The organism is Enterococcus sp. GPZ-007, assembly GCF_059374735.1.
This window is the reverse complement of the sequence record NZ_JCAFYN010000003.1, coordinates 53,654-78,896: the sequence shown is the minus strand read 5'-3', so window position 1 is coordinate 78,896 and position 25,243 is coordinate 53,654. Positions and strand designations below refer to the sequence as shown.

The 25,243-nt window shown below is 41.6% G+C and carries 24 protein-coding genes; 16 read left to right on the top strand and 8 right to left on the bottom strand.

The window, feature by feature from the left end; all coding sequences use genetic code 11:
* Positions 1 to 196: 196 nt before the first annotated feature.
* The 8 genes from hprK (at position 197) to AC4J95_RS03095 (ending at position 6,570) form a co-directional block, all read left to right on the top strand.
* Positions 197 to 1,132, top strand: coding sequence for an HPr(Ser) kinase/phosphatase (gene hprK / locus AC4J95_RS03130; protein WP_494548569.1), 936 nt, complete (start codon positions 197 to 199; stop codon positions 1,130 to 1,132).
* A 1-nt stretch (position 1,133) separates the two neighbouring features.
* Entirely contained in the window at positions 1,134 to 1,964 is an 831-nt protein-coding gene (lgt, locus tag AC4J95_RS03125) for a prolipoprotein diacylglyceryl transferase (RefSeq protein ID WP_494548568.1), read from the top strand.
* Between the two features lie 153 nt (positions 1,965 to 2,117).
* Positions 2,118 to 3,137 carry an NAD(P)H-dependent glycerol-3-phosphate dehydrogenase gene (locus tag AC4J95_RS03120; protein ID WP_494548567.1) on the top strand — a complete coding sequence of 340 codons (1,020 nt, stop codon included), beginning with the start codon at positions 2,118 to 2,120 and terminating at the stop codon, positions 3,135 to 3,137.
* Between the two features lie 19 nt (positions 3,138 to 3,156).
* Positions 3,157 to 4,050, top strand: coding sequence for a UTP--glucose-1-phosphate uridylyltransferase GalU (gene galU / locus AC4J95_RS03115; RefSeq protein WP_316404246.1), 894 nt, complete (start codon positions 3,157 to 3,159; stop codon positions 4,048 to 4,050).
* Between the two features lie 165 nt (positions 4,051 to 4,215).
* Entirely contained in the window at positions 4,216 to 4,776 is a 561-nt protein-coding gene (locus tag AC4J95_RS03110; protein WP_316404247.1) for a TetR/AcrR family transcriptional regulator, read from the top strand.
* A 117-nt stretch (positions 4,777 to 4,893) separates the two neighbouring features.
* Entirely contained in the window at positions 4,894 to 5,331 is a 438-nt protein-coding gene (locus AC4J95_RS03105) for a DUF948 domain-containing protein (protein ID WP_316404249.1), read from the top strand.
* Positions 5,332 to 5,333: 2 nt separating this feature from the next.
* Positions 5,334 to 5,900: a YtxH domain-containing protein gene (locus tag AC4J95_RS03100; protein ID WP_494548566.1), complete on the top strand. Its 567-nt coding sequence runs from the start codon at positions 5,334 to 5,336 to the stop codon at positions 5,898 to 5,900.
* Between the two features lie 190 nt (positions 5,901 to 6,090).
* Complete coding sequence (locus AC4J95_RS03095; protein WP_494548565.1) at positions 6,091 to 6,570, top strand: helix-turn-helix domain-containing protein; 480 nt, start codon at positions 6,091 to 6,093, stop codon at positions 6,568 to 6,570.
* Between the two features lie 38 nt (positions 6,571 to 6,608).
* On the opposite strand, the gene AC4J95_RS03090 is transcribed toward AC4J95_RS03095, so the two are convergent.
* Positions 6,609 to 7,709, bottom strand: coding sequence for a M24 family metallopeptidase (locus tag AC4J95_RS03090; RefSeq protein WP_494548564.1), 1,101 nt, complete (start codon positions 7,707 to 7,709; stop codon positions 6,609 to 6,611).
* 195 nt (positions 7,710 to 7,904) lie between these two features.
* Here AC4J95_RS03090 and ccpA point away from each other — a divergent pair, with 195 nt between their 5' ends.
* A complete protein-coding gene (gene ccpA / locus AC4J95_RS03085) occupies positions 7,905 to 8,909 on the top strand; it encodes a catabolite control protein A (RefSeq protein WP_316404255.1) in 1,005 nt (334 codons plus the stop codon).
* A gap of 65 nt (positions 8,910 to 8,974) precedes the next feature.
* Here ccpA and treR read toward each other — a convergent pair whose 3' ends face one another.
* Entirely contained in the window at positions 8,975 to 9,697 is a 723-nt protein-coding gene (gene treR / locus AC4J95_RS03080; protein ID WP_494548563.1) for a trehalose operon repressor, read from the bottom strand.
* A 327-nt stretch (positions 9,698 to 10,024) separates the two neighbouring features.
* Between treR and treP the strand changes: the two genes are divergently transcribed.
* Positions 10,025 to 11,971 (top strand): PTS system trehalose-specific EIIBC component, encoded by a 1,947-nt coding sequence (treP, locus tag AC4J95_RS03075; RefSeq protein ID WP_494548562.1) that lies wholly within the window; start codon positions 10,025 to 10,027, stop codon positions 11,969 to 11,971.
* 16 nt (positions 11,972 to 11,987) lie between these two features.
* The gene (gene treC, locus AC4J95_RS03070; RefSeq protein WP_494548561.1) at positions 11,988 to 13,610 is read left to right on the top strand and encodes an alpha,alpha-phosphotrehalase; all 1,623 of its coding nucleotides are present in this window, start codon (positions 11,988 to 11,990) and stop codon (positions 13,608 to 13,610) included.
* A 31-nt stretch (positions 13,611 to 13,641) separates the two neighbouring features.
* Here treC and AC4J95_RS03065 read toward each other — a convergent pair whose 3' ends face one another.
* From AC4J95_RS03065 to AC4J95_RS03050, 4 genes are all read right to left on the bottom strand, one after another.
* Positions 13,642 to 14,148, bottom strand: a complete 507-nt coding sequence (locus tag AC4J95_RS03065; RefSeq protein WP_494548560.1) for a QueT transporter family protein — start codon at positions 14,146 to 14,148, stop codon at positions 13,642 to 13,644.
* Positions 14,149 to 14,266: 118 nt separating this feature from the next.
* Positions 14,267 to 15,019 (bottom strand): 3-oxoacyl-ACP reductase, encoded by a 753-nt coding sequence (locus AC4J95_RS03060; RefSeq protein ID WP_494548559.1) that lies wholly within the window; start codon positions 15,017 to 15,019, stop codon positions 14,267 to 14,269.
* Positions 15,016 to 15,237 (bottom strand): DUF2829 domain-containing protein, encoded by a 222-nt coding sequence (locus AC4J95_RS03055; protein ID WP_316404264.1) that lies wholly within the window; start codon positions 15,235 to 15,237, stop codon positions 15,016 to 15,018. Before AC4J95_RS03055 ends, AC4J95_RS03060 begins: the two co-directional genes overlap by 4 nt.
* 158 nt (positions 15,238 to 15,395) lie before the next feature.
* Complete coding sequence (locus AC4J95_RS03050; protein WP_494548558.1) at positions 15,396 to 17,786, bottom strand: transglycosylase domain-containing protein; 2,391 nt, start codon at positions 17,784 to 17,786, stop codon at positions 15,396 to 15,398.
* Between the two features lie 329 nt (positions 17,787 to 18,115).
* Between AC4J95_RS03050 and tyrS the strand changes: the two genes are divergently transcribed.
* From tyrS to AC4J95_RS03035, 3 genes are all read left to right on the top strand, one after another.
* On the top strand, positions 18,116 to 19,378 hold the full coding sequence (gene tyrS, locus AC4J95_RS03045) for a tyrosine--tRNA ligase (protein ID WP_494548557.1): 1,263 nt from the start codon (positions 18,116 to 18,118) through the stop codon (positions 19,376 to 19,378).
* Between the two features lie 169 nt (positions 19,379 to 19,547).
* On the top strand, positions 19,548 to 20,453 hold the full coding sequence (locus AC4J95_RS03040) for an AEC family transporter (RefSeq protein WP_494548556.1): 906 nt from the start codon (positions 19,548 to 19,550) through the stop codon (positions 20,451 to 20,453).
* A 22-nt stretch (positions 20,454 to 20,475) separates the two neighbouring features.
* Positions 20,476 to 21,366, top strand: coding sequence for a deoxyribonuclease IV (locus tag AC4J95_RS03035; RefSeq protein WP_494548555.1), 891 nt, complete (start codon positions 20,476 to 20,478; stop codon positions 21,364 to 21,366).
* A gap of 44 nt (positions 21,367 to 21,410) precedes the next feature.
* Here the strand turns inward: AC4J95_RS03035 and AC4J95_RS03030 are convergent, their stop codons facing one another.
* Both AC4J95_RS03030 and proB read right to left on the bottom strand, forming a co-directional pair.
* A complete protein-coding gene (locus AC4J95_RS03030; protein WP_494548554.1) occupies positions 21,411 to 22,658 on the bottom strand; it encodes a glutamate-5-semialdehyde dehydrogenase in 1,248 nt (415 codons plus the stop codon).
* Positions 22,651 to 23,460 (bottom strand): glutamate 5-kinase, encoded by an 810-nt coding sequence (gene proB / locus AC4J95_RS03025; protein WP_494548553.1) that lies wholly within the window; start codon positions 23,458 to 23,460, stop codon positions 22,651 to 22,653. The genes AC4J95_RS03030 and proB overlap by 8 nt, the downstream gene beginning before the upstream one ends.
* Positions 23,461 to 23,754: 294 nt before the next feature.
* On the opposite strand from proB, the gene AC4J95_RS03020 reads away from it, so the two are divergent.
* Positions 23,755 to 23,973, top strand: coding sequence for a YneF family protein (locus AC4J95_RS03020; RefSeq protein ID WP_010740033.1), 219 nt, complete (start codon positions 23,755 to 23,757; stop codon positions 23,971 to 23,973).
* A gap of 331 nt (positions 23,974 to 24,304) precedes the next feature.
* A complete protein-coding gene (gene trxB, locus AC4J95_RS03015) occupies positions 24,305 to 25,219 on the top strand; it encodes a thioredoxin-disulfide reductase (RefSeq protein WP_494548552.1) in 915 nt (304 codons plus the stop codon).
* Positions 25,220 to 25,243 lie beyond the last annotated feature (24 nt).

The window sequence follows — 25,243 nt, the reverse complement described above, 5'->3', positions numbered from 1 at the left end:
TGCTAATCTGTTTTATTTTGCAAGCAAGTGTATCACGAAAAGTTTTCTAAAAACCAATTAAATGATCGCCATCCCTTGAGCTTTATGAATTATTTGTAAAGGCTTTTTTTATTCTGTCCGGAGATGGTTGTCTCAACCTAGTCACTCCATGGATAAAATGATAAAATAGAGCGGAAGTGTAGAAAAGAGGGATTAAATGGCTGAAACAGTAAAAGTAAAAGAACTAGTTGATAAACTTTCATTGGAAGTAGTAACGGGTGATGAAGAAAGTCTTGAGCGGGTCATCACTACTGGCGATATTTCTCGTCCAGGTCTAGAATTGACCGGCTATTTTAATTATTATTCTCATGATCGTTTGCAGCTTTTTGGAAATAAAGAAATCACCTTCGCTGAACGGATGATGCCGGAAGAGCGTTTGATGGTCTTGCGTCGGATGTGCAGTGACGATACACCTGCTTTCATCGTTTCTCGCGGATTGACTCCGCCAAAGGAAATGATTGATGCCGCTAGCGAACGGAATATTCCGGTGTTAAGTTCGCCAATTTCGACCTCTCGTTTGTTAGGCGAGATATCAAGCTTTTTAAATGGCGGCTTAGCACCGCGGACGAGTGTTCACGGCGTATTGGTTGATGTTTATGGCTTGGGCGTTTTGATCCAAGGGGATAGCGGGATCGGTAAGAGTGAAACAGCGTTAGAGCTAGTTAAACGTGGGCATCGTTTGATTGCAGATGATCGTGTAGATGTCTATCAACAAGATGAATTGACGATTGTGGGTGAACCGCCAAAAATTTTACAGCACTTAATCGAAATTCGCGGGATCGGGATCATTGATGTGATGAATCTTTTCGGTGCCAGTGCCGTTCGCGGCTCAATGCCCGTCCAATTAGTCGTCTATTTGGAAAGCTGGTCTAAAGATAAGAAATATGATCGACTAGGCAGCGGCAACACAGAAGTGGAAATCGCGGAAGTAAAAATCCCGCAAGTAAAGATTCCGGTAAAAACTGGACGAAATGTCGCAATCATTATTGAAGTTGCGGCAATGAATTTCCGTGCGCGGACAATGGGGTACGACGCGACGAAGACCTTTGAAGATCGTCTGACCCAATTAATCGAAGAAAACTCTGGGCAATAAGATGGCTGGTCAAATTAATCGCGTGGCCTTTGATTTGTTTGGTCTACAAATTTATTGGTACGCGATTATTATTGTTTCAGCGATTGCGATCGCTTTGTGGTTGTCTAACCGCGAAGCATTACGAGTTGGTCTAAAGGAAGATGACATGACCAACTTCATTTTGTGGGCGCTGCCGATCGCGATCATCGGAGCTCGTTTGTATTATATTTTGTTTGATTTAGAACCGTATCTTGCTGATCCCATCCAGATATTTAACACAAGAAGCGGCGGTCTAGCTATTTATGGTGGTCTGATTGCGGCAGTGATTGTTTTAATCGTATACACGCGCCACAATTTTATTGATCCGTGGTTGTTTTTAGATGTCGTATCCCCTAGTGTGATGTTGGCGCAGGCGATGGGACGTTGGGGAAACTTCACCAACCATGAAGCGTTTGGCGGAGAAACGACGCGTCAGTTTTTGGAGAGTATCCATCTGCCACAGTTTATTATCAATAATATGTATATTGATGGTGCCTTTCGCCAACCGACCTTTTTCTATGAATCCATGTGGAGCCTGCTAGGTTTCATCTTGATTTTGATTATCCGAAAAAGAATGACGGTCAAACGTGGCGAACTCTTTTTAGGATATGTGACTTGGTATAGCTTCGGGCGCTTCTTTATCGAAGGAATGCGGACAGACAGTCTCTATTTCTTTGGCGGATTGCGAGTATCCCAAGTATTATCACTGGTACTTTTTGTTGGAGGGATTGCTTTGTTGATCTATCGGCGAAAAAAACGCACGGATATCAAACAATATGAACGAGATAAAGGTACTAATCAAGCGTTAATATAATAACGGATTAACAGCTATCTATGCTATGATAGTAGATAGAAATGTTGTTAATCAGATCAATTTCACGTCATTCGCTGCCGGCTTTAAAGAGGCTGCTGGATGAAAGAATAAATTCCAATTAAATGCTCTATTATGAACTAGGAGGAAATCTCTGTGAAGCAAAAAGTTGCAGTATTAGGCCCGGGCTCTTGGGGGACGGCACTAGCACAAACATTAGCTGAAAATGGCCACGAGGTAAAACTTTGGGGAAATCATGAAGCGCAAATTGACGAAATCAATACGTATCATACGAACCGTCATTATTTGCCAGATTTAAAAATTCCCGAGAGCATTAAGGGCGAGAAAAACTTGAAGGATGCGGTGAAGGATGCGGATGCAGTTTTATTCGTTGTTCCAACCAAAGCAATTCGTTCGGTTGCGCAGGAATTTGCTCAAGTAGCGGAAAACAAGCCTGTCATCATACATGCAAGTAAAGGATTAGAACAAGAAACGCATAAACGAATCTCTGAAATTTTGATTGAAGAGATTCCAGAAGAACGTCGTCAAGGCGTGGTCGTATTATCTGGGCCAAGCCATGCGGAAGAGGTAGCGGTACACGATATTACTACGATCACGGCTGCCTGCGAAGATGAAAAGCTGGCAGCATATGTTCAGAAGCTGTTTATGAATGAGTATCTTAGAATCTACACGAATCCAGATGTGATCGGTGTTGAGATGGGAGCGGCATTGAAAAATATTATCGCCTTAGGTGCCGGCGCCTTAGCAGGTCTTTCTTACGGAGATGATGCGAAAGCAGCAATCATGACTCGCGGACTAGCGGAAATCAGTCGATTAGGGGTCAAGATGGGTGCTAATCCATTGACTTTCATCGGTTTGAGCGGTGTCGGTGATTTAATTGTAACCTGTACTTCTGTTCATTCACGGAATTGGCGTGCGGGAAATCTTTTAGGTAAAGGGCATAAGCTAGATGAGGTTCTAGACAATATGGGCATGATCGTCGAGGGTGTTTCTACGACGAAAGCTGCGAAAGAACTGGCTGACAGTATGGATGTCAGCATGCCGATCACTGAAACGATCTATGATGTTTTATATAATGATAAAGACGTGCGTCAGGCTTGTCGCGAGTTGATGATGCGTGAAGGTACGTTTGAAAATGAATTTACTTTAGAATAGAAAGAGTGGGACAAGATTCATGCGAGTAAAAAAAGCAGTTATTCCAGCCGCTGGGTTGGGAACAAGATTTTTACCAGCTACAAAAGCGATGGCCAAAGAAATGCTGCCAATCGTCGACAAACCAACGATCCAATTTATCGTTGAAGAAGCATTAAAATCTGGGATTGAAGATATTTTGATTGTGACTGGAAAAGCAAAACGCCCAATTGAAGATCATTTCGACTCAAACATTGAATTGGAAACGAATTTGCGAGAAAAAGGCAAGACAGAACTATTAAAATTAGTCGAAGAAACGACAGATGTGAATCTGCACTTTATTCGTCAGTCACATCCAATGGGTCTTGGACATGCTGTATTACAAGCCCGCGCCTTCGTTGGCAATGAACCATTTGTTGTCATGCTGGGTGATGATTTAATGGAAGATCAGGTGCCTTTAACGAAGCAATTGATGAACGATTATGAACAAACTCATGCATCAACTATTGCGGTAATGCGCGTACCAAAACAAGATACATCTAAATACGGGATCATTAATCCAGGCGAGGAAGTTTCTAAAGGCTTGTTTAATGTGAAGAACTTTGTGGAAAAACCAAAGCCAGAAGAAGCACCAAGCAATTTGGCGATCATCGGCCGCTATTTACTGACACCTGAAATCTTTGATGTATTGGCAACACAGAAACCTGGTGCTGGTAACGAGATCCAACTGACAGATGCCATTGACACCTTGAACAAGACACAACGCGTCTTTGCACAAGAATTCAACGGAAAACGTTTTGATGTCGGCGATAAATTCGGCTTCATGACAACCAGCATTGAATATGGCTTAAAACACCCAGAAATCAAAGATAAATTACATGATTACATCATCGCGTTAGGCAAAGAACTAAGCGGTCAAAATAAAACAAAAAAATAATTATTGAAGCGCAGAAGTGAATCTGCGCTTTTTATATTATCAGTTATTTTAAACGAAAGAATTATTGGTTTTTTTAATGCTAATTATCACTATAATTAATAGAAAATATTAATTATTTTGTTATATAATGTTTTTTGAAAATAACGATTGAAAAAAGGAGATTGAATGAAAACTTCTCGACTAAATAAAGAAATCGTCATCGAGTGTGCGATGGATCTGGTTTGCGAGTCTGGCATCAATGGACTACGCCTAAATAAAATCGCAGATCGCTTGGATGTGAAGTCCCCTTCTTTGTATACGCATACAGGTAGTGTTACAGAATTACGCCAAACAGTCATCGGACGTGCAATGGAAGGATTTCGTGAGCAATTAGTAGATTCCTTATTAGGCAGAGCAGATCTCTGTGCTTTTGTTGAGTTAGGGAAAACCTGGGCAGCTTATGCCAAAAATCAACATGCTTTTTATACTGTTTTTTACGAAAAAGAATACATAGACTCTTATGAAAAGAGTATTTCGGTTTTTCTAAGAGCCGCCTTTGAACGAATCTTCTTAAAATGCAACCTGACTGATCAGGAACTGATTCAAGTTGAACGTGTGATGACCAATTATTTCCGCGGTCATGCAGATGGGTTCGCAGACACAAATTTCAAAGAAGCTGAGCTGATCAGCGATTTGGAAATCCTTTATAATGGCATCCTGCAAAATTTTTCGAAAGTATCTCAATAATTTATTTGAGATATTTTTTTATTAGAATTGATTAGAACTCTTTCTCTTTCATTAATTTCTATGGGAATGGTATAATTTAAGTTAGCATTATGAGTGAAAAATGAGAGGAGCGATTGAATGAGTTTAGGCGGCATTGCAGCAATTATTGCAGCACTCGCATTTGTTGTTTTGGTCATCTTTTTAGTTCGTGTTTTGAGCCAAGTCTCAAAAACGGTCGAAAAGGTGGAGACAACAGTGACTGAGGCTAATACTACGATTGACGTCCTTACCAAGGATGTAGATTTGCTCATGCAACAGGTAGAAGGATTGCTAGTTAAGGGCAATCACCTGCTGAATGATATCAATGGGAAAGTGGAGACGATTGATCCACTGTTTACAGCGGTAGCTGATTTGAGTCAGAGTGTTTCTGATTTAAATACGACGAGTCGAAATCTGGCAGGAAAAGTTGGCGGCGTTGGTAAGAATGCAGCGAAAGCGAGTGTTGCAGGAAAAGTTGGCGCAACAACCATGAGATTCTTTAGAGATCGTAACAAAACAACGAAAACGGAGGGATAAGAATGGCAAAACGCGGAGGATTTTTAGCAGGTGCCTTGATTGGCGGAACAGCAGCGGCAGTAGTCGCATTGCTATTGGCACCAAAATCAGGAAAAGAATTACGTGAAGATTTGGCAGAAAAAACAGATGAGTGGTTAGATTTAGCGTCAGATTATACAGATGATTTTGTTTCTAAGACAGGCGAAATGGGTTCAATCGTAAAAGATCGAGCCTCTGACTTGGGAGATCAAGCAAGTGATCTGGCTTCAAGTGTAAAAGGAAAGGTCAGCGATTCAATGGATGATATGGATGATATTACTTCTAATACTTTAGAAGATCTGAAACGTCAAAGTTCTGCTCTGTCTGATCGTTTTCGTAAAGCTGCCGGCGATGCCAAAGATGTCGCTGAAGATGCGTCAGAAGATATCGTGATCGATGCTAAAGAAGCAAAAGAAGAAGCAAAAGCGACAGTCGCTGAAGGTGCCGATGATCTAGCGGATAAAGTGAATGAAATCAATGAAGAAAAGCCAGCTTTTGAAGAAGTCAAAGAAGAGCTGAAAGAGGAAGTAGAAAAAAACAATCCGGAATAAAAACGATTCTATTGTAGTCCTCTGTAAGGAGGGCTATTTTTTTGTCCTTTTTTGCCAAAGTGAAGTTTGGGAGGATGCTGATTTAGAAAAGCAAGGATAAATGGCTTGCAACCTGCAACCATTGCGTGCGCAATGCCTGCCGTTGCTGTATTCTTGAGTCAAAGTAATCAATAATAGGGATGTAACAAAAATGGAAATAGGCAAAATCATTCGTGCACAAAGAGAAGAGCTGAAGATGACTCAGCAGCAGTTAGCAGATCAACTCTACGTTACTAGACAAACAATTTCTAAATGGGAATTGGGAAAAAGTGAGCCTGATCTTATTTCAAGAAAAAGTCTGGAAGCTATTTTAGCTGTTCAATTCGTCGAGGAGTCTTCTTCAACAAAGAATGAGGAGGAAGGTATTATGAAAAAATTTCAATGGTTTGCTGGAGTTGTGTTGTTTGGTGTTTTATTTTTCCCGCTGCGTTTCCTATGGATTATGCTTCGTCGGCACTCGGAGCACCTAGGGATTCGTTTCGGTCTGATACCTGTACTTTTAGCTTTTTCATTATGGTATCTTCATTCACTTAAGGATCACGTGTTCTATTTATTTTTAGGCTTGATCCTAGTGGCATATTTGATCACAAGTTATTATTTTTTCAGTGATAAAAAAGCAGTAAGTAATTAAAAAAGCCCCCATTCAAAGGAGAATGGGGGTTTTAGTATCTACAAGACGATTAATTCTTTTGAAGTCTTAGTGAATGGAACGCAGCCATCTTTGGTTACGAACAAGCAGTCTTCAATTCTGACGCCGACATCATTTGGCAAATAGATACCTGGTTCGATCGAGAAGCACATGCCTTCTTTAACTTCCAGGTCATTGCCGCCAACGATTTGCGGAAATTCATGGATCGTTGTACCGATTCCATGGCCTAGACGGTGGTTGAAGTATTCTCCATAGCCTTGTTTTTCGATCACATCACGAGCAAGCTTATCTAACTGTCCACAAGTGACGCCTGGTTTCACAGCATCTAGTGCAGCCATATGCGCTTCTAATACGATGTTGTAAATATCTTTTTGGTGATCGGTTGGTTTGCCGCAAGCAACAGTTCGAGTCGCATCACTGCAATAGCCATTAACAATTGTACCAAGGTCAAATAGTACAAGTTCGTTTTCTTTACAAGTGTTCTTTCCTGGTGTTCCGTGAGGACTAGCAGCGTTTGGCCCAGCTAGAACTTCTGTCGGGAAGGACATTTGTTTGATGCCTTTTTTCTTCAACTCGTATTCGATCTCTGCTACGATTTCTTCTTCAGTCACGCCAGGTTTCACATGTCTAAAACCAATTTCAAAAGCAAGATCAGCGGTTGAGCCGGCTTCGATTAAGCGTTGGCATTCCTCTTCGGTCTTATATAATTGTAATTCTTGAACTAGCGGAGTTAGGTCAGCTGAGAAATCAGCAGCTGGGAAGGCTTCACTTAAGCGCTGGTAACGATCCAACACTAATTGATTCTTCTCTAAGGCGATTTTTTTAGGCGAACCGTAACGTTTTTTGATTTCATCCACGATAATGGCGAATGGGTCCTGACTATCTAAGTAGCCCACCACGTCATATTCAAAACTGCTGGCCTTCGCATCTTCTACCTCCAGACCAGGTGCAAATAGAAATGGGTCTTTTTCAAGTGGAATGAATAACGCTAATACACGTTCCATTGGATTACTGTCAAATCCAGAGAAGTAGCCGATATGGCTTGCATCCGATACATAAGCTAAATCTACTTCGTTTGATTGCATCCATTTGCGTAATTCTGAAACTTTTTCTTGGTTCATTAAAACATCCTTCTTTCCTTCAGCGTTATTATCATTGTAACACTAATAAATTTTATTGAAAAACGATTCTTATAAAACGCTTACAAAATTTTAAGAAAAAATGTGTAAAACGGTTGCAATCAGTGAAACAACGTGCTATTATCTTTTAGAAATGTAAATGATATTTTCTGAAAACAATTTTAAAGGAGCATATCCATGGAAAAGCAAACAATTACGATTTATGATGTTGCCCGCGAAGCAAACGTTTCAATGGCAACCGTTTCTCGTGTGGTCAACGGCAACCCCAATGTGAAACCAACAACACGTAAAAAGGTGTTAGAAGTTATTGAACGTCTAGATTATCGTCCAAACGCTGTCGCACGAGGACTAGCAAGCAAGAAAACAACGACAGTCGGTGTCATCATTCCTGATGTCAGCAACATGTTTTTTGCATCATTAGCTCGCGGAATCGACGATATTGCGACGATGTACAAATATAATATTATTTTAGCCAACTCTGACGGCGAAGCACAAAAAGAAGTGAACGTGCTGAACAACTTATTAGCGAAACAAGTAGACGGCGTGATCTTCATGGGTCATCGAATCACTGATGAGATCCGTGCGGAATTCTCTCGTTCAAAAACACCGATCGTTTTGGCTGGTTCAATCGATCCTGATGAACAAGTTGGGAGTGTAAACATCGACTACAAAGCAGCAACAAAAGAATCAATCGACTTATTAGCTAAACACGGCAATAAGAAAATTGCTTTCATCAGCGGTGCGTTGATCGACGCGATCAACGGACAAGCTCGTATGGGAGGCTACAAAGAAGCTTTAGCTGAAAATGGTTTAGACTATAATGAAGGCTTGATCTTTGAAGCACCGTACAACTTCAAAGAAGGCTTGGCATTGACTGACCGTATCTTGAACAGCGGTGCGACAGCAGCTTATGTGACTGATGATGAATTAGCAATCGGTTTATTAGATGGCTTGATCGACAAAGGCGTGAAAGTGCCAGAAGACTTCGAAATCATCACAAGCAATGACTCATTGCTTACTGAAGTAGCTCGTCCACGTCTAAGCAGTGTGACTCAACCATTGTATGATATCGGTGCCGTAGCAATGCGTCTATTGACAAAAATGATGAACAAAGAAGAAATCGAACAAAAAACGATCGAATTGCCTCATGGCATCTTCGAAAAAGGTTCAACAAAAGAATAAAGTTAAAGTGCCAAAATCAAAAAATGATTTTGGCACTTTTTTTGATACTCAATAGAACTTGGCGGCTACATGGTAGAAGGATGACGTCTCGCAAAATCGAAGAAGCGGAATTTATCAACCTGATGACGGCTCTCAGTATATTGAAACTGGCGGGCGTCACTGATAAAGACACGACTTTTTACCGAAACGATATTGATATCGTGTTGATTAAGATCCAGCAGATCACGGTCTTCGTCTGTTAAGGCATCGATCGTGATTTCTTTTTCTGCAAAAGAAATATTCAATCCCAATTGATTCTCAAAATAGCGATAGATCGAATCCTTAGCAATCTCAGTATCTAACTCTGGTACGATCGTTGTTAGTAGAATGTCTTTGTCGAGGATGACTTTTTTTTTATCGATCGCTCGAGTACGAATCAATTCCCAGCAGACAGAACCTACTTCAAAGCCAGTTACCTGGGCGTCTCGTTCATTGATTGTAATTTTTTTCAGGCTGACGACATTCGTACTGCTTTCATAACCATAAGAATTCTGCAGCTCCTTGAAGCTGGTCAGACCAGAAACGGGAAAACGTAATTGTTCTCGCTTCAAGACAAGCGAACCCTTTCCTTGAATTTTTTGAATGTAGCCATTCGCCATTAATAGAGACAAAGCTTTCCGAATAGTATCTCTTGATACATGGTAGGTTTGTCGCAGTTTATTCTCGCTCGGCAGGTAAGAGCCCGCTTCATAAACGCCTTTTAAAATCCCACGCTCGATTGCTTGATAGATTACTTCATAATTTTTCATCGTATCCTCCTAACTTGTCCGTATATGTATATTAATTATACAAATAAGAAATCTAAAAGTAAAACGCTTTCTAGTGGGCATTGAAAGATAAAATGAGAAAACTTTTATTTTTTGGTAGACTTGTTGGGTTATTAGCCAACCTGTTGGCATACATAATACCGACATTTAGTTTATAAAACTTGTTATTCTCTATTTAAATTAGAAAGTTCTCATATTTTTCGAAATGCTCTAAATGTAAGCGATTTACAAAAAAGCTTCTACCCTTTATAGTAAACATATCAGCTGAACTTATCCATACAAGTTAAAAATTATTCGGAGGGAAAAAAGATGGGAAAATATGAGAAGGACACAAAGGACCTGCTGGCGGCCATTGGTGGCAAGGAAAATATCTCCGCAGTCACTCACTGTGCCACACGGATGCGTTTTGTTTTGAACGATCCAAAAAAGGCAGATGAGGAGCGAATCGAGGATATTCCCAGTGTTAAAGGAATGTTTACGAACGCAGGTCAGTTTCAAGTAATTATCGGAAATGATGTTGCAGTATTTTACAACGAGTTTGCCGCAGTTTCAGGTGTCGAAGGGGTTTCTAAAGAAGCAGCCAAGTCAGCCGCGAAACAAAATCAAAATCCAATTCAACGTGCCATTACTGTTTTAGCAGAAATTTTTACACCATTATTACCAGCAATTATTGTCGGCGGTTTGATTTTAGGATTTCGGAATATTTTAGAAGCTGTACCGATGGGCTGGCTCAATGGGCAGACGATCGTTGAGGCTTCAACTTTTTGGAACGGTGTTAATGGGTTCTTGTGGTTACCGGGCGAAGCGATTTTCCATTTCTTGCCAGTGGGTATTACATGGAGCATTGCCCGTAAGATGGGAGCGACTGAGATCCTTGGAATTGTCTTAGGGATTACATTAGTTTCTCCGCAGCTACTGAATGCCTACGCAGTTAATGGTACAACTGCCGCAGAGATCGCTAAGAATTGGACGTGGGATTTCGGATTCTTTACGGTGGATAAGATTGGTTACCAAGCACAAGTTATTCCAGCAATGCTGGCTGGTTTCTTACTCGTTTATCTAGAGCGATTCTTCCGTAAACATGTCCCAGAAGCAGTTTCAATGATTTTTGTCCCATTCTTCTCATTGATTCCGACGATTTTAGCCGCACATATCATTTTAGGACCAATCGGCTGGAAAATCGGAACGGCGATTTCTGCGGTTGTGAATGCTGGTTTAACCTCCAGCTTCAGTTGGTTGTTCGGCGGTATATTCGGAGCATTATATTCACCGCTAGTTATAACCGGACTGCATCATACAACACTAGCAATCGATTCTCAATTAATTGCTGACTTTGGCTCAACGAACTTGTGGCCGATGATCTGTTTGTCAAATATCGCTCAAGGAGCGGCGGTTCTAGCGGTTGTATTTGCTCATCGCGGCAATAAAAAAGAAGAACAAGTATCAATTCCATCCGTTATCTCTGCTTGGCTAGGGGTGACTGAACCTGCGATGTTCGGGATCAACCTGAAATACACCTATCCATTTATCGCAGCCATGATCGGTAGTGGTGCCGCAGGGTTATTCGTGACTCTATTCAAAGTAAGAGCATTGTCAATCGGAGTCGGCGGGTTGCCAGGGATTTTAGCCATTCGCCCGCAAGACTATTTGATCTTTGCCATCGGTATGGTAATCGCGATTGCTGTTCCATTCTTATTAACCTTAACCTTCCGCCGAATTGGCTTATTCAACAAGCTTGATCGTATGGAAGAAGGTAATGTTCCAACATTAGGTAGTGAAACAACAAAAAAACCCGGAACAATCGTTGAATTATTCGCACCGATCGCTGGCATGCTGCATCCATTAAGCAGTGCTAAAGATCCGGTTTTTGCCGAAGGAATGATGGGGCAAGGCGTCGTAATCGATCCAAGTGAAGGGAAATTGTATGCACCGTTTGACGGACAGATCAGTTTGCTTTTCCCAACCAAACATGCTATTGGATTAGTCAGCACGGAAGGAACGGAAGTGTTGATACACATCGGGATCGACACTGTACAGCTGGAAGGGAAACATTTTACTAGCCACGTGAAACAGGGGGACAGCGTGAAAAAAGGTCAGCTATTGATGGAGTTCGATGTTGAGGCGATCAAAGCAGCAGGTTATGAAGTGCAAACACCGATCATCGTGACAAATTCAACTGATTTCCAAGTAGATCCTTTAATGGAAGAAGCAGCTGTTACAAACAATGAAAAAATCTTACTTGCGACAGAACTATAGAAAGCTGGAGGACAACATGAGTTTTAAAGAGAAGGTAATTTACCAAATTTATCCTAAATCATTTTTGGATACGGATCAGGACGGAATAGGTGATCTGCCGGGAATTGAACAAAAAATGCCATACTTAAAGCGATTAGGCGTGGATATGGTTTGGTTGAGCCCAATCTATCCAAGTCCACAAAATGACAATGGCTATGATGTCGCTGATTATACATCAATTAACCCAGTGTTCGGTACGATGAGTGACTTTGAAAGCTTGATGGCAACAGCAAAAGAGCACAACATTGAAATTATGCTGGATATGGTGTTCAATCATGTTTCTACTGAACATGAATGGTTTCAAAAGGCATTAGCCGGTGACAAGAAATATCAAGATTACTTTATTTTAAGGGATGAGCCAACCGATTGGGTCTCTAAATTTGGTGGAAATGCCTGGGCGCCCTTTGGCGATACTGGAAAATACTATCTCCATCTATATGATGTTACACAAGCTGATTTGAACTGGCGAAATCCACAGGTACGTGAAGAGTTGTTTGAAGTACTGCGTTTTTGGATGGATAAGGGCATTAAAGGCTTCCGTTTTGATGTGATCAATGTAATCGGCAAGGATGAAGTATTGGAGGATTGTCCAGAATATGATGGCAAACCAGCGTATACTGATCGTCCAATCGCTCATGAGTTCATTCACATGATGAATCAAGCCACTTACGGGAAGGATAATGAAATCATTACGGTTGGTGAAATGAGCTTTACCACTATAGAAGATTGTATTTTATACACAAATCCTGAGCGTGAAGAACTGAATATGACCTTTAATTTTCATCACTTAAAGGTAGATTACGAAAACGGGAAAAAATGGACTCAAATGCCATTTGATTTTGCCAAGCTGAAGGAATTGTTTCATACGTGGGGAACGCAGATGAGCGAGGGAAGCGGCTGGAACGCACTTTTCTGGAATAATCACGATCAGCCGCGAGCACTAAACCGTTTCATTGATGTGGATAACTATCGAGTCGCTGGCGCTAAAATGTTGGCTAGCTCGATTCATTTAAATCGCGGGACTCCTTATATTTACATGGGAGAAGAGATTGGCATGCTGGATCCGGACTTCGACACAATGAAACAATATGTAGATGTTGAAAGCCTAAATGCCTATCAGGAGCTGCTAGCCGCTGGAAAATCAGAACAAGAAGCTTTTAAGATTGTCAAAGCGAAGTCTCGTGACAATTCTCGCATACCGATGCAATGGGACAGCGGAGAATACAGCGGTTTCTCAAAGGCTGCTCCATGGTTAGGGGTTGGAAAGTCTGCTGATGAAATAAATGTAGCGAAAGAATTACAAGAAGGTTCGATCTTTAATTATTATCAACGGTTGATCAAGCTGAGAAAAGAGTACCCGGTGATTGCAAGTGGAAGCTATGAAGCCTTTTTACCGGAGCATCCACAGATTTACGGTTATGTTCGTCGACTAGAAGATCATTCATTATTGGTTCTTAATAATTTCTTTCCACAGGAGACGACGATTGCACTGCCAGAGGAGTTTTTATCAGGTAAAGTACTGATTGGAAATTATGATACAGAAACTCTTGAACAAGAAATGACATTAAAATCCTATCAAACGATTGCAATCTATCGTTAAAAAAACGCGTGAGCAAAAATGCTCGCGCGTTTTATTTCGTTAAATCGACTCGTTTATTCACTAAGTAAATCAGCACGCCACCTAATGACATAGAAAGTAATTCACCTAAACCGATGATCAGCCAATTGAAGAAAAACGGTGCTTGATAGAAGAAGGTCAGTTGACCCGCGACTGTAAACATCGAAAAGGCGAAAATCAAAGCGGTGATGATCATTTTTTTCTTAAGACTGGTGATATTTTTAGTAACACCATGACAGATCAGCAAAACAATCAGTGTGGAGATACTGCCGAATAATACATCGACGATACCAAGTGGGGAAGCCAAGTTTGCGATTGCTACTCCTAGGGTTACTGCGATGGTATAGCGTTTGTTGAAAAGTGGTAGGAAGTTGAACATTTCCGCAAGGCGGAATTGAATCGCGCCAAAACTAATGACGGATAGAACGATCGTAACAGCGACATAAAGTCCTGTCACAACAGCCATTTTGGCTGTGTCAGTGGTAGTCCAGCGTTGTGCTGTACTTTTTTCAAGATGCATTTTATCATTCTCCTTTACAAGACAGCGTCTCGTTAATAACTGCGACCAAAGGATTGAAGTGCCGCAGTGCGAATTTCTCGCTAACCTATATCTTAGAGGATTTTAAAATAATTGCAAGCTATTTTAGCAACCAGCCGCCGTCGATTGGTAAAATATTTCCCTGCATATAACGAGCCTCAGCACTTGCTAAGAACAGGGTTGCATAGGCTACTTCTTCAGGCTTTGCCCAGCGTTTGACAGGTGTTTCTTCAGCGACCCATTTGGCCATCTGACCATCACCGATAAAGTCAGCCTGATTCATCGGGGTCCTAATCGCTCCAGGTGCGATTGCATTGATATGGAGCCCTTTGTCCGCGTAATCCAAAGCGAGTTGCTTAGTAAATCCGACGATCGCATGCTTGCTAGTGGTGTAGGCGATGCCGCCACCGCCTGCCACCAGACCTGCGATTGAAGCCATATTGATGACTGTTCCATGATTATCCAGTAGTTCAGGTAGTAATAATTTAGTCAGTGTGAACATACTTCTAACATTAATCTCGTAAATTTGCTCCCACAGCTCTTCGTCTGTTTGGTCCAGCGGCAAGTAGTCATCCAATACGCCAGCAGTATTTAGCAGGATATCGACTGTGCCGAATACTTCGTGACATTTTTTGATCGCAGATTGCAGTCGTTTTTTGTCTCGAACATCTCCAATCAAGAATTCAAAACGATCGGGAAAACTATCCTTTAATGTTTGTAGACCCGCTGTTTGTTGATCAAAAGCGAAGACCTGTGCGCCGGATTCCAAGAAAGTGGAGGCTTGAGCCGCACCGATACCGGAGGCTGCACCTGTGACAAAAACGATTTTATTCGAAAAATCGAAGCTCATCATTCAACGATCTTCCAATCTTCGGCTAAGATATCGCAAACTGTCGGAGCAAAGCTTGAGAAGCCTTCATCTGCCGTTTTGATCAAGAAATAGGGAGTAACTGGCGAACCGTCAAAAACTTCTCCTTCAACCAAGGTCACATATAATTCAAAACCGCCCCAGCCTGCGCGGATAATCTTAGCTCCTTTTTTTAACTCAGGTAAAATTTCTTCAAATGTCATGTTTTTTCCTCCATCATTTCAAAATGATTTCTTTTGCTAGAATACCAAAAAGCAGGACCAGCTACAAGGTAGGTCATCAGAAGTACGCTACTTTGTTAAATAGCAAAGATATAGAAAAAGGCAAAAAGCTGATCGTTCAGCTTTTTGCCTTGAGAAGATTAGTCATCTGTCTTTGCATCTTCATCTTCTTTGTCTTCTTTTTCTTTGGCATTTAGTTTGTTACGGGTGTTCCAATATGTCTTGTAATCATCGTCAGTGCCGCCGATACCAAATTCATAAGAATTTTCTGCCGGACCGTCTTTCGCCCAAAGGGAAGTAGCTTCGCCGCTTGGTACTTGATAGTTTGTTCCATTATGGCTGACTTTTCCAGGCTTCAAGCCGGTGAAATCAGATACCTTGATTTGTTTGACATCATCCGATAATTCAAATTTTTCCTCTTCTCCAAAGACACTTGGATTGACTTGATAGATACGACCAGCCAGATACGCCATGTAAGTCGCTGTCCGATTTCCTGCATTATCACCCAACATCGGTTTATTATCATCCCGACCAGTCCAGGTACCTAATGTGATGGTAGGTGTGGAGACGATCAACCAGTTGTCGGTATAGTTATCAGTCGTCCCGGTTTTACCAACCCAGTCCGCTGTACTTAGCGAATAATTTACGCCGCTTAGAATAGATTTGAATGGGGTGGTATGCTGTTCATTTATGACACTGCGCATCATGTCGTTCATGATGGATGCAGCTGCTTTCGAATACACTTGAACGGGTGCTTCCTCATGCTTATAAATTTCTTTTCCGGTACTGTCTGTAATTGAGTCGATTAGGTAGCCCTGCTGATAGACACCGCCATTAGCCAACGTTTGGAAACCGTTGACTTCAGTTAGAGTCGATACCTCTGTGGTTCCTAATGGTGCGGATTCAACTCCCCAGTTGTCTGAAGTCGGATAATTCATTTTCTTCAAGTAATTGTCATAGGCAAATTGATCGGAGCCTTTATTTGTCAGCAAATCCTGATAAACATGGTAGGCAGTAATATTTGTCGATTGGACAAGGGCTTGTCGAGCAGTTTGGAAGGTTTTCGATCCATCATTTTCTGCATTTTTCAATTCTTTGCCCGCATTTTTTCCATGTTGATACTTCATAGGGAAATCGGCGATTCTTGTTTGACTGCCTAATAAGCCTTGATCGATTGCTGGTCCGTAGACTAACACTGGCTTGATCGATGAACCAGCTTGTCGTGCTGTATCAAAGGCATGATTGTTTTGGTTCGTGTTGTAATCACGACTGCCGATGAAACCATAGATGCGGCCGGTTTTATTGTCCATCATGACTGTACCTGGTTCGATTGTAGCACCAGAGCCATCATCTAAGTACTGACCATATTCAGCGACCCCTAGTTGCATGGCATCATAAATATTTTTATCAATCGTTGATTTAACCACCAAACCTTGATTTTGCATTTTGACTTTGGCTTGTTCAACGTAGCGATTGCGGACGTCTTCTTTGTTGTAATCGGCATCGCTGACGCCATCTTCCTTCGCCTGCTGCTTCGCTACGATGCTGATTGCTTCATTATAAACAGTGTAGTATAGGAAGCCATGTTGCTGAACTTCTACATCTTGACGTCCTTGGAAATCTTTTGCCAGATCGTAATTTTTAGCATCTTCATATTCTTTCTTGGAAATCATTTGTTCTCGGTACATATTGAAGAGCACATCATCTTTTCGATCCATTCCCAGTGAATAGTCTTGTTTCAAATCTCCCGTGTTGGTATAGGGACTATAAGATATAGGACTTTGCGGCAATCCAGCGATAAATGCGGATTGTGGTAAATTTAAATCTTTTGCATGGACACCAAAAATGCCAATAGCTGCTTCTTCAACACCAGCAATATTCTGACCTTTGTTATTACGGCCAAATGGAGAGACATTCAAATAGGCAGTTAAAATTTCATCTTTGCTTAGATATTTCTCTAAATCTAAAGATAAGACGATCTCATTTGCTTTTCGCTTGAAGGAAGTTTCATTGGTCAATACTTGTTGTTTAATCAATTGCTGCGTTATGGTTGAACCACCAGAACCAGCACCAAATCCAACGACTTCCCCTAATAAGGCACGTACGACAGCTTTTGGAACAACTCCTCGGTGCTCATAAAAGTTTTCATCCTCGGTCGCTACTAAAGCTTTTTTTACCCACGGAGAAATTTCATCAGAATTGATTTTTTCGCGAATTGGATCTGCTTGAATCGTCGCAATTTCGCGATCATCTGAATAGAGTAATTTTGACGATTCCGCGATATCGCCGACTTTTTGCTTCATTTCTGATTTTGTCGGCGTCGGTGTCCCTTCGACAAGATGGGCAAAATACCCAGCGCCGATCCCGACGACGAGCATGCCGCCTAAAAAGAGCACGACAATGAAGCCCAGCAATAAGGACTTAATCACTCGTAAAGAGACGTTTAGTGCAAAAGGCCCTCCAAGACTAGTTCTTGATTTGCTTTTGCTGCCCTTTTTCGATTGCTTATTTATTTTTTTCTTGTGAGCCAAAAAGTCCACCTCATTAGATTCTACATTTTAATTATCTGTTGAATTATAGCAAAGTTTTACTTCTATTAACAAGCGGATGCAATGTTTGTAATCAAAACTTCAACTAATTGTTAAGTAAAACAAAACAAGCATTATTATATTGTGACTGATCATTTTAGAATATGTCCGATTCTAATGGGCTAGAACTTGGAATAAATCTGATGAATGGCTTTTATTTCCGTGTTTTTTCGGTTAATATGGGAAAGTATAAATCATTTAGGAATGATATGCGTAATGAGCATATGCCTAACATTTTGTTAGAGCATCAAGAATAATTAGGAGGATAAAACATGCATTCAGACTTTTTTCAAGAACTAAAAGCCCGTGGCTTAATTTTTCAAGTAACAGATGAAGCAGCCCTAGAAAAACAATTAAACGAAGAGTCTGTTAAACTATATATCGGCTTTGACCCGACCGCAGATAGCCTGCACATTGGTCATTTACTACCGATTTTGACGTTGCGTCGTTTCCAACAGAACGGACACGTGCCAATCGCTTTGGTTGGCGGCGGTACTGGAATGATCGGAGACCCTTCATTTAAGGATGCAGAACGTCAATTGAATACGTTAGATACTGTTCAAAGCTGGTCGCAAAGTATCAAGAATCAGCTTTCAGGGATTATTGACTTCGAAAACAAAGAAAATCCAGCGATCGTCGCAAATAACTACGAGTGGTTGGGTGAGCTGAAATTGATCGACTTTTTACGTGATGTCGGTAAAAACTTTACGATCAATTACATGATGAGTAAGGAAAGTGTTAAACGCCGAATCGAATCGGGGATTTCTTACACGGAATTTGCGTACCAATTGCTGCAGGCTTACGATTTCTATGAATTAAATAAACGTTATGGCTGTCTTTTACAATTAGGCGGCAGCGATCAGTGGGGCAATATCACTTCAGGGATCGAACTGATCCGTCGTGAAGAAGGTAAGCAAGCGTTTGGTATGACGATGCCTTTAATTACAAAAGCAGACGGTACAAAATTTGGTAAAACTGAGGGGAATGCTGTTTGGTTAGATGCCGAAAAAACTTCACCATACGAATTTTACCAATTCTGGATCAACACGGATGATCGTGATGCCGTTAAATTCTTGAAATACTTCACGTTCCTAAGCTTAGAAGAGATTGCCGCAATCGAAGCAGAGTTCACTGCGGCACCTGAGCAAAGAGCAGCCCAAAAAGCGTTGGCTAAAGAAGTGACTGTTTTGGTTCATGGTGAAGAAGCGTATAATCAAGCAGTCCATATTTCTGAGGCGTTATTCAGCGGTGATGTGAAAAACTTGAATGCTGATGAAATCAAACAAGGATTCAAAAATGTACCAAGCTACCAGGTTCAAGCGGAAGATGACTTGAATTTAGTTGAAATCCTATTGACAGCAGGGATTGAAAAATCCAAACGTCAAGCACGTGAAGACATCAATAATGGAGCAATCTACGTCAATGGCGATCGTGTACAGGATGTAACTTATACATTAAGTGATCAAGATAAGCTGTCAGATGAGTACATCGTTATTCGTCGCGGCAAGAAGAAATATTTTGTTTTACAATTTTAGTTAAAACTAAGGAAGGGATTGTACCATTTTTTGGAGCAATCCTCTTTCTATGTAGTGATGGAAAGCGTTTTAAAGATTAGATGAGTCTTAGTTTCTTTTTTAGCAACCTATTAGGATAAAAAGAATCAAGCTATAGGCAAGTCACTTAATACGATATAGGAGTGAGTGTGTGGGAGCAGTTTTATTAAATTCGTTGGGATTATTTGTTATTATCGTAATAGGCTATTTAACGAAGCGCTTCAACGTTTTGATGAAGGCAGATGGTTCGATGATCTCGAAAATCGTTGTCAATGTCACGTTGCCGGCAGCGATCATTGTGAATCTGCAATCCTTGGTGGTAAAGAATCAATTGCTGTTGCTGATTTTAGCTGGATTACTGTTAAATTTCGTGATGATCATTATTGGCCATTTGTTATCAAAGAAGCAGGAACGAGTCGAGCGAGAGTTCTTAATGTATGGTGTTTCTGGCTATAATATTGGAAATTTTGCAATCCCCTTTGTCCAAAGCTTCATGCCGCAAGCGATTCCGATCTTATCCTTTTTTGATATCGGTAATAGTGTCATGCTGGCAGGTGGGTCAAATGTAGTGATCGAGGGTATCAGCGGGAGCAACATGGAAAGTCCTGGTGCTAAAAAGGTTCTCAGTCGTTTGTTTCGTTCGGTTCCGTTTCTTTGCTATTTGATCATGCTGTCTTTACGAATCTTGCAGATTGATCTGCCACAAGCGTTCTTTCAGATGGCACAGCCGATCGCAAATGCGAATACCTTTTTATCGATGTTCATGATTGGCTTGTTTTTGGAGCTTCGTTTACCGAAAAAGGATCTAGCTTTAGTGGCTCGTGTCTTAGCGATTAAGTATGGGGCTGGATTACTACTGACAGTTCTATTCATGCTGCTGCCGTTACCGGCTATCATCAAAGTCGTTTTATGTCTTGTTTCAGTCGGACCGATTCCGACATTTGGCGTGATCAATAGTGTGGCTGCAGGAATGCGAGCGGAAGTGGTTGGGTTTACCTCGTCTCTAAGTTTTCTGATCAGTTTGCCGTTGATGACGAGTCTATTGTTATTCCTATAAAATAAAAAATCTGGAGGTTTTTATGTTAATTGGTTCTCATGTAAGTATGAAAGGAAAAGAAATGCTACTGGGCGCAGCGCAGGAGGCAGCCAGCTATGAAGCATCAACGTTTATGATCTATAGTGGCGCACCGCAAAATACCCGCCGCAAGCCGGTTGATGAAATGAATATTCCTGCGGGAGAGGCATTCATGAAGGAGCACGGTCTGTCGAATATCGTCATGCATGCCCCGTATATCATTAATCTGGGCAATACGAAAAAGCCGGAGATGTTTCCATTCGCTATTCAATTTTTACGGGATGAAATCATGCGAGCAGAGGCTTTAGGGGCAATGCAGATTACTTTGCATCCTGGAGCGCACGTTGGCGCAGGCGAAAAGGCTGGTTTAGATCAAATCATCAAAGGATTGAATGAGGTACTGACCAAAGATCAACGCGCGCAAATCGCTTTGGAAACAATGGCAGGAAAAGGAACAGAGCTAGGCAAAACCTTTGAAGAGCTGGCGTATATCATTGATGGGGTGACGTTGAATGAAAAGCTTTCGGTCACGTTTGATACCTGCCACACAAATGATGCAGGTTATAATGTGAAGGATGATTTCGATGGTGTACTAGAAGAATTTGATCGCGTGATTGGCTTGGATCGTTTAAAAGTGGTTCACGTAAATGATTCGAAAAATCCGATGGGTTCCCACAAGGATCGTCATGCGAATATTGGTTTTGGAACGATTGGCTTTGACGCGCTGAATTATATCGTGCATCATGAAAAATTGACCGATCTAGCCAAGATCCTGGAAACACCATATGTTGGAGAAGATAAAAAGAATACTAAACCGCCTTATGGCTTTGAGATCGCGATGCTGCGATCACAGCAGTTTGACCCTGATCTACTAGCGAAAATACAGGCACAATAATGATAAAAGCACCTACTCAATGTGACGAGTAGGTGCTTTTATCATTATTCTCTGATTTGTCCATCACCATAAATGATGTATTTGCTTGAAGTCAAATGCTCTAAGCCCATCGGTCCGCGGGCGTGCAGCTTCTGAGTAGAGATTCCGATCTCCGCACCAAAGCCGAACTTAAAGCCGTCGGTAAAGCGTGTGGAGGCATTGATGTAAACCGCCGCCGCATCAACTTCTTTTAAGAATTTTTGACCGTTATGATAGCTGTCCGTCACGATTGCTTCGGAATGCTTGGAGTTATAGTGGTTGATATGCTCAATCGCTTTGTCAATGGAGGCAACGACTTTGATTGCCAGAATATAATCTAGAAATTCCGTTGTCCAATCCGCATCGGTTGCCAACTCTGCTTGTTCTAAATAGTTCAACGCTTGAGCATCGCCTCGTAAAGTGACTAGCGGTGTCAGTTCTTTTTCAACCAGCGGTAAGAACTCCGCTGCCACGTCTTCATGAACTAATAGTGTTTCAATCGCGTTGCAAACAGAAGGGCGTTGCACCTTGGCATTCTTGACGATAGCAAGCGCCATATCTAGTTGTGCAGCAGAATCAACATACACGTGGTTGTTTCCGGTGCCTGTTTCGATCACTGGCACGGTCGCGCTGTTTTTGACCCGGTTGATCAAGCCAGCACCGCCGCGAGGAATCAGAACATCCAGATATTCGTTCAAGCGCATCATTTCGTTTGCCACATCATGGGAGGTGTCGCTGACGAATTGAATCATCGCAGGATTCAGCTGACAGTTTTGCAGTGTCTGCTGCATTAGCTCGACTAATGCTTGATTTGAATGGAAGGCTTCTTTGCCGCCTCGCAGGATGACCGCGTTGCCTGATTTAAAGCACAGGCTAGCGGCGTCAGTGGTTACGTTTGGACGGGATTCAAAGATGATCCCGATCACCCCTAAGGGAACACGTTGCTGACCAACCATTAGATGATCTTCGGTACGCCACATTTTTTCTACTACACCGATTGGATCTGGTAGAGCAGCCACTTGACGAATCCCTTCAGCCATCTCTTTGATCCTGTCATCAGTCAAACGTAAGCGGTCAATCATTGGATCTGGAATGCCATTTTCCTTCGCTTGATCTAAATCTTTTTGGTTGGCTGTTAAGATGTCTGCTGCATTCTTTTCTAAATCTTTAGCCATCTGGAGCAAACATTCATTCTTTTGAGCCGTCTCCAGCTGTCCCAACTGTTGTGCCGCTGCTTGACTTTGCTGCCCTAAGGTGTTCATTAAATTACCCATGTTTTCCCTCCTTAAATAATGTTCCGACTTCAACTCCAGCTAAAATATCAAAAATTATTCTGGGAGGTTTCCCATTGGCTAACACCATCGCGCTTTTTGCTTCCAAGATTCTTCGTGCTGCTTTCAATTTACTGACCATGCCACCAGTGCCGAAACGACTGCCTTCACCGCCAGCCTGATCCATCAAGGTTTGATTGATGGTAGAGACGGTAGAGTAGAGAATGGCTTGTTTATTGGTTGAGGGATTATCTGAATAGAAACCATCAATGTCGCTCAACATGATCAGCACATCTGCATCCATTAATTGTGCGACGATCGCGGATAACTCGTCATTGTCCCCAAATTTACGTGTGTGGTCCATTTCATCGACTGCCACTGTATCGTTTTCATTAATGATCGGAACGATCCCCATCGAGATAAGCTGCTCCAATGTATTGATTACGTTTTTGCGGCTTTCAGGAAAATCTACCACATCCCGCGTCAATAAAACCTGCGCGGTCTGTTGACTGTAAACTAAAAAGCGTTGATTGTAGATATGCATCAGTTCGGATTGACCGACTGCTGCAACGGCCTGCTGCACAGGAATTTCCTGCGGCCGTTCAGGTATTCGAAGCTTGTCCATCCCAACGCCAATCGCGCCAGATGAGACCAATATTATTTCTTTGCCTTGATTTTGAAGGTCAGTTAATACGAATGCTAGTTGATCAATTCCATCAAAATTGATCTTGCCATTTGGGTGGATCAAGGAACTCGTCCCGATCTTCACCACGATCCGGTTGACGGATCTTAAAAAGTCTCTCATGATTGCACCTCTTCACTTAGCCACCAGCGAGGAAGATATTGTTTTGCATTTTACCATATTCTCATCAATATTTCATCATTTATTTAATATTAATTGAAAATCTTTTGATAGTTACACAAATTCAGGCATTCAGAATCTCCAAAGATCTCGATAATTTATTGATACGAGAAAAAAATGAGTTTAAGATTGAACTAAAAATTCCTAGTATGGATTTGAAGTTTCTTAAAACAGCTTTTCTTTTAGGGGAACTTTTAGTAAAATGTATAAGAATGTGTCAGGAAAGGAGCGGTGAAAATGGTATCAACTGGAATCGTAGTATTGATCGCAGTAATCGCTGCACTATTAGGTGCTGTCGGCGGTTTCTTCTTAGCCCGTAAATATATGCAAGACTATTTCAAAAAGAATCCTCCAATCAACGAGGATATGTTACGTCAAATGATGATGTCGATGGGGCAAAAACCTTCAGAGAAAAAAGTTCGTCAAATGATGCAGCAAATGAAAAACCAACAATAATCTTACAAGGACAATCGTCGCAGGATGATTGCCCTTCTTTTTTGCCTGTTCTGCTTTTCGCAGTATCAAAGCTCGAAGTTTGTTAGTAATTGAAAGAAATGTTTGAAGTGTGATGTCTAGCAGAAAGATATGCGTACGAAAACACGTTCATTTTCCCTGTTTTTGGGAAAATGAATTTCCTTATAACTGAATTAGTGAGTTAGCTGTGCATTTGCAAAGCTGATCAGCTCAGAAGACTCGCAGTTTTATGAGAAGGTTACAATTAGTAAGCAGATTTGTCGACAGAATATCATCTTGGATGTAAAGTAAAGCCGAATGGGGGAATGACTGAATGTATGATGTAATAATTATCGGTGCGGGTCCAGCAGGGATGACCGCAGCCTTATATGCTTCACGCTCAAACTTAAAAGTGCTTTTGATTGAACGCGGAGCACCTGGCGGACAAATGAACAATACAGCTGAAGTTGAGAACTATCCAGGGTTTGAATCGATCATGGGTCCAGAGCTTGCCATGAAAATGTATGATGGTGTCACAAAATTCGGTACGGAAAATGCGTATGGAATCGTGCAAGATATCAAGGATCATGGCGATTACAAGGAAGTTATCACGGAAGATAAAAGCTATCAAGCCAAAACGATCATCGTTGCGACAGGCTGTGTCCATCGCAAACTAGGAGTGCCAGGTGAAGAATCATTCGCAGGTCGCGGTGTCTCTTATTGTGCGGTGTGTGACGGTGCCTTTTTCCGCAACAAACGCTTAATCGTTGTTGGTGGCGGCGACTCAGCAGTTGAGGAAGCCATCTATTTAACACGTTTTGCTTCTGAAGTCGTGATCGTTCACCGTCGTGATGAATTGCGCGCACAAAAGATCATTCAAGATCGTGCATTTGCCAATGAAAAAATTTCATTTATCTGGGACAGCGTGGTAGAAGAAATTGTTGGGAACGAAATGGTCGTGACTGGCGCACAAATCCGTAACGTAAAAACCGGCGATGTTCACTTGGAACCAGCAGATGGCGCCTTTATCTATGTTGGCTTGGAACCATTGACGGAACCATTTAAAAACAGCGGCATCACAAATGCTGCCGGCTGGATCGAAACAGACCACGAAATGAAAACAAAAATCCCTGGTGTCTTCGCTATCGGAGATGCTCGTGAGAAGGATCTACGTCAAATCACAACAGCAGTCGGTGAAGGCGGGATCGCAGGTCAACAAGTTTATAAATATATCGAAGCACAAAATTAATTGTTTATCGAAGGCAGATTTCAT